The organism is Streptomyces sp. (assembly GCF_035563135.1).
Taxonomy (GTDB): Bacteria; Actinomycetota; Actinomycetes; order Streptomycetales; family Streptomycetaceae; genus Streptomyces.
Map to the genome: position 1 here is coordinate 1 of NZ_DATMVN010000067.1, position 4,025 is coordinate 4,025.

The following is a 4,025-nucleotide window of genomic DNA, read 5'->3' on the forward strand; positions in this document are numbered from 1 at the left end:
CGCGGCCCAGACGCCCTGGGCGGCCCGGGCGCGCTCGAAGGCGGTCGCGACGTCCTCGGGGGCGGACTCGGGCAGGTCGGCCAGCTTCTCCCCGGTGAAGGGGCTGTGGTTGGCCGTGCGGCCGGAACCGACGACGTCACGGGTCAGCCGGGCGATCACCTCGGGTGTGACCACGTCGGCGGCGGTACGCGCGCCCGCCGGAGCGGCGGCCACCGGGTTGGTGCCGACGCGGGCGCCAGGGGCGGCGGAGGTGGTCGTGGGGGCCTGCGAGTCCGTCATGAGGGCGAGAGTATGTCCAGCCGCCCACTTTGGGTACCCGTGGGTAACAGGTTTTCACAGACCCCGCCAGAGACTCCTGCCGCGCCCGGCCATACAGCCAGTGATCACTGGCTGCATAACCGCTGATCAGGGGTGATTCACAGTCGCTCCCGGGATCGGACGTCAGGTTTCGTGGATCTTCAGCCGCTCCGCCGTCCCGGCGTGGATCTCCTGGGCGTCCTCAGCCGCTCCGCCGTCTCGGCGTGGATCCCCTCGCCGTCCTCAGCCGCTCCGCCGTCTCGGCGTGGATCCCCTCGACGCCCTCAGCCGCTCCGCCGTCTCGGCGTGGATCCCCTCGACGCCCTCAGCCGCTCCGCTCCGGCGGCTCCCAGCTGCGCAGCATCGTCTCGAAGCGCTTCCGGGTCTCGGTCTGCTCCTCCTCGGGCCCCGTCATGTAGAACGCGTACTCCGGACCGCCGGCCTCGGCGAAGTACATCTGGTCGATGCCGTGGCGCGGGCCCGGATGGTCCTTGGACTCGACCCAGGTGAACTCCCAGCGGGAGCCGGGGCGGTCACGGAAGACGTTCGTCTCCAGAGTCAGGCGCTCGTAATCCGGCAGGCGCGCGGCCAGATCCTTCTCGATGCTCTGCATGTGCGTGTACGAGTTGGTGAAGTCCGGCTGCGGATCGAGGCTGATCCGGATGCGGTGCGCACCGTTGTCCGGGGTGTAGTCGATCTGACTGCCGCTCGTCCGCCGCTCCCAGCCCTCGGGGACGGCGAGGCTGAAGCCCTCGGGGTCGTCGACACGCTTCCAGCCGTCGGGTATCTCCTTCGAGGCGGGCCCGCCCCCCTTCCCGGCGGAACCCCCGGTCTCGGCGGGGCCGCCGGTCTCCGCAGGGTCCCCGGTCTCCGCGGGGGCCCCGGTCTCCACGGGGGCCCCGGCGGCGGAGGCCGAGGGGGCGGGAGCCGGTCCGGCCGTGCTCTGCTCCACCGCGCCCCTGGTCGTGTCTCCGTCGCGGTCCGCCGCCTTCATCGCCACCAGGCCCGCCGCCCCGCCGATCAGGGCGGCCACCGCCACGACCAGCAGGGCGGTGCGCCACCGGCCCCGGCTGCGCCGGATGGTGGGCGCCGAGGTGTGCGGGGGCACGAGCGGACCGGGCAGGGGCTGGGAGAGGTGGGCGGTGGAGCCGTCCGGGGCGGAGAAGGCCCGCAGGTCGTCCCCGGAGATCCGCTGCGTCGGCACATGAGCCTGAGCGGCACGGGGCTTTCGCCCCTCCATCGCGTCCAGCAGCATGCGCTCCGTCTCCGCGGCCGTCGGACGGTCCGCGGGGTCCTTGCGCAGCAGCGCGGTGATCACCGGGGCCAGCGCGCCACCGCGCAGCGGCGGAGGCGGTTCCTCCGTGACGACGGCCTGCATGGTGGAGATGGGGGACGTACGGCGGAAGGGCGAGTTCCCCTCGACGGCCGCGTAGAGCGTGGCGCCCAGCGACCAGAGGTCGGACGCGGGGCCCGGGTCGCCGCCACGCACCCGCTCGGGCGCCAGGTAGTCGATGGATCCCACCAGTTCACCTGTCCTGGTGATGGTGGAGTCCCCCTCGATCGCGGCGATTCCGAAGTCGGTCAGCAGGACCTGGCCGTCCCGGGCGAGCAGGACGTTGGCCGGTTTCACGTCCCGGTGCAGGACACCGGCACCGTGGGCGGCCCGCAGCGCGCTCAGGACGTGGAGGCCGATCCTGGCGGCCTCGCGCGGCTCGACCTCGCCCGACTCCTTCGCCGCGTCGGCGAGCGAGGGCCCGTCGACGTACTGCATGACGATCCAGGGGCGGTTGTCGTACTCGATGACGTCATGGACGGTGACGACCCCGGGATGCGTGATCCGGGCCGCGGCGCGCGCCTCCTTCTGCGTGCGGGCGTGCAGCACCGCCCGGTCCGCCTCGGCGACGTACAGCCCGGCGGTCAGCTCCTTGACCGCGACGGTCCGGTGGAGCACCTCGTCCTGGGCGCGCCACACCTTTCCCATGCCGCCGCGGCCCAGGACGTCACCCAACCGGTAACGTCCGGCCAGTACGATCCCCGTGTCCGTGCCCTGCGCGTGTTCCACGTGTGTCCCCGCCCCGTTCCTTGGGACGCCAGATTACGGACGGGAGGCGGTGCGACGTAACCTCGCATCGCTCACGAGACCGCACTGTGATGCTTGTCGCGTCCAGCTGTTGACCCGTCAGGAAGTCACGCGGTACGAGGAGATGGCCTGGGCGTAGATCTCGGAGACCTTGTCCCGCTCGTTCTCCGGGCCGATGACCTGCACGATGTGGTACCTGCCGTCCACGATCATGACCAGGTTGCGGACGTACACCTGGCGGCCGCCGCTCTCCTGCCAGGTGAACTGCCCCTCCGCCATGGCCTGCTGGCCGACGTCGACGCGGCGCAGGCCGGTGGACGTGGCCCAGCTCGAGTCCCGGAAGGGCTTCAGCTCGGGTTCCGCGGTCCGCTGGTAGTCCAGCGGATCGCTCCCGTTGGCCTTGACGGTGTCCCGTCCGGGCACGACGAGCACACTGAAGCCGTCGCTGCCGTAACGGACCTGGCGGTCGGCGTTGGCCGGACTGCGCTGCCAGTCCGCCGGCACGCCGATCTCGAATCCTTCGGCGTCCTCGCGCAACTTGTAGCCCGGCGCGAGGGCGACGGCGGAGCGGCTGGTCTGCGGCTTCTGCGAACCGGAGGAACCGGATGAGGCCGAGGGCTCCGACGAACCGGCGGACGGGCTGTCGGCGGGCTCCGGTTCGGCCGGTGCGGTGGAGGAGCCCGAGGGCGCGGCCCCCGTCCCCGTCTCCGGTCCCTCCTCGGACATGAACAGCATGGCGTAGGCGATGGCCGCCGTCATCGCCAGCAGGATCAGCACCAGCAGCATCCGTCCGAGCCGTCGCGGGGCCCGGCCACCGGGCTGCGGCTGGCGCAGCACCTTGGGCCCCTTGGGCTCCCGGGGCGCGCGCGGCGGCTTCTCGTACTCCTGCGGCTCGTACGCCTGCTGTCCGTACGCCTGCTGTCCGTACGCCTGCTGCTCGTACCTCCGCTGCTTCTCGCGGCGCTGGGACTTCCCCTGACGGTGCCGGCCGTGCACCGCGCCACCGCGGCTCCGGCGGCGGCGCACCAGCTCACCCCGGCGGCGCACGATCGGAAGCCGGGTGGCGTCGGCGGGCGGCATCGTGACGATGTCGGCGCCGGCCTCGGGTTCGGGGGCCGAGCGGACGAGGGAGCGCAGCCAGCCGCGCAGTTCCTCGAAGTCGGGTCGCTCCGTGGGGTCCTGGCGCAGCAGCGACTCGACGATCGGACGCAGCGGGCCGCACTCCTCCGCGAAGGCGGGCGGCTCGCCGCAGACCATCTGGACGAGTTCGGCGGCGTTCTCCTCCGGATACGGGGCGTGGCCCTGCACCGCGCGGTAGAGCAGGGCGCCGAGCGCCCACAGGTCGGTGGAGGGGCCGATGGGCGGGGCGAGCTGCCAGTTGTCGTGGACCGGCCCCGCCTGCTCGGGCGCCCACCGCTCGGTGACGGCACCGACGACGGCGATACGGGCCTGCCGGGCCCGCTCGGCGGCGAGGGGGGTGGCCGGGCCCCGGTAGGCGGGGGTGGTGCCGCTCCCGGCGACGACCTCGTCCCACCCTCCGGCGGGGGGACGGGCGGTCACGGGCTGCGGCAGCCGGTCCTGGCGGTCCACGGGCCCGTTGCCGGGCCGCCGGGCGTCGGCACGCAGCGCGTCCTCGCCGGAACCACCC

Annotated in this window: 1 protein-coding gene and 2 pseudogenes; all 3 read right to left on the reverse strand. The window is 73.2% G+C overall.

Annotated features, from left to right (window positions below; genetic code table 11):
• Window positions 1–279, reverse strand: a pseudogene (gene gabD2, locus VN520_RS02995) (succinic semialdehyde dehydrogenase); the annotation flags it as partial.
• A 343-nt stretch (window positions 280–622) separates the two neighbouring features.
• Window positions 623–2,359 (reverse strand): serine/threonine-protein kinase, encoded by a 1,737-nt coding sequence (locus VN520_RS03000; protein ID WP_325745251.1) that lies wholly within the window; start codon window positions 2,357–2,359, stop codon window positions 623–625.
• Between the two features lie 117 nt (window positions 2,360–2,476).
• Window positions 2,477–4,025 (reverse strand): annotated as a pseudogene (locus tag VN520_RS03005) (serine/threonine protein kinase); the annotation flags it as partial.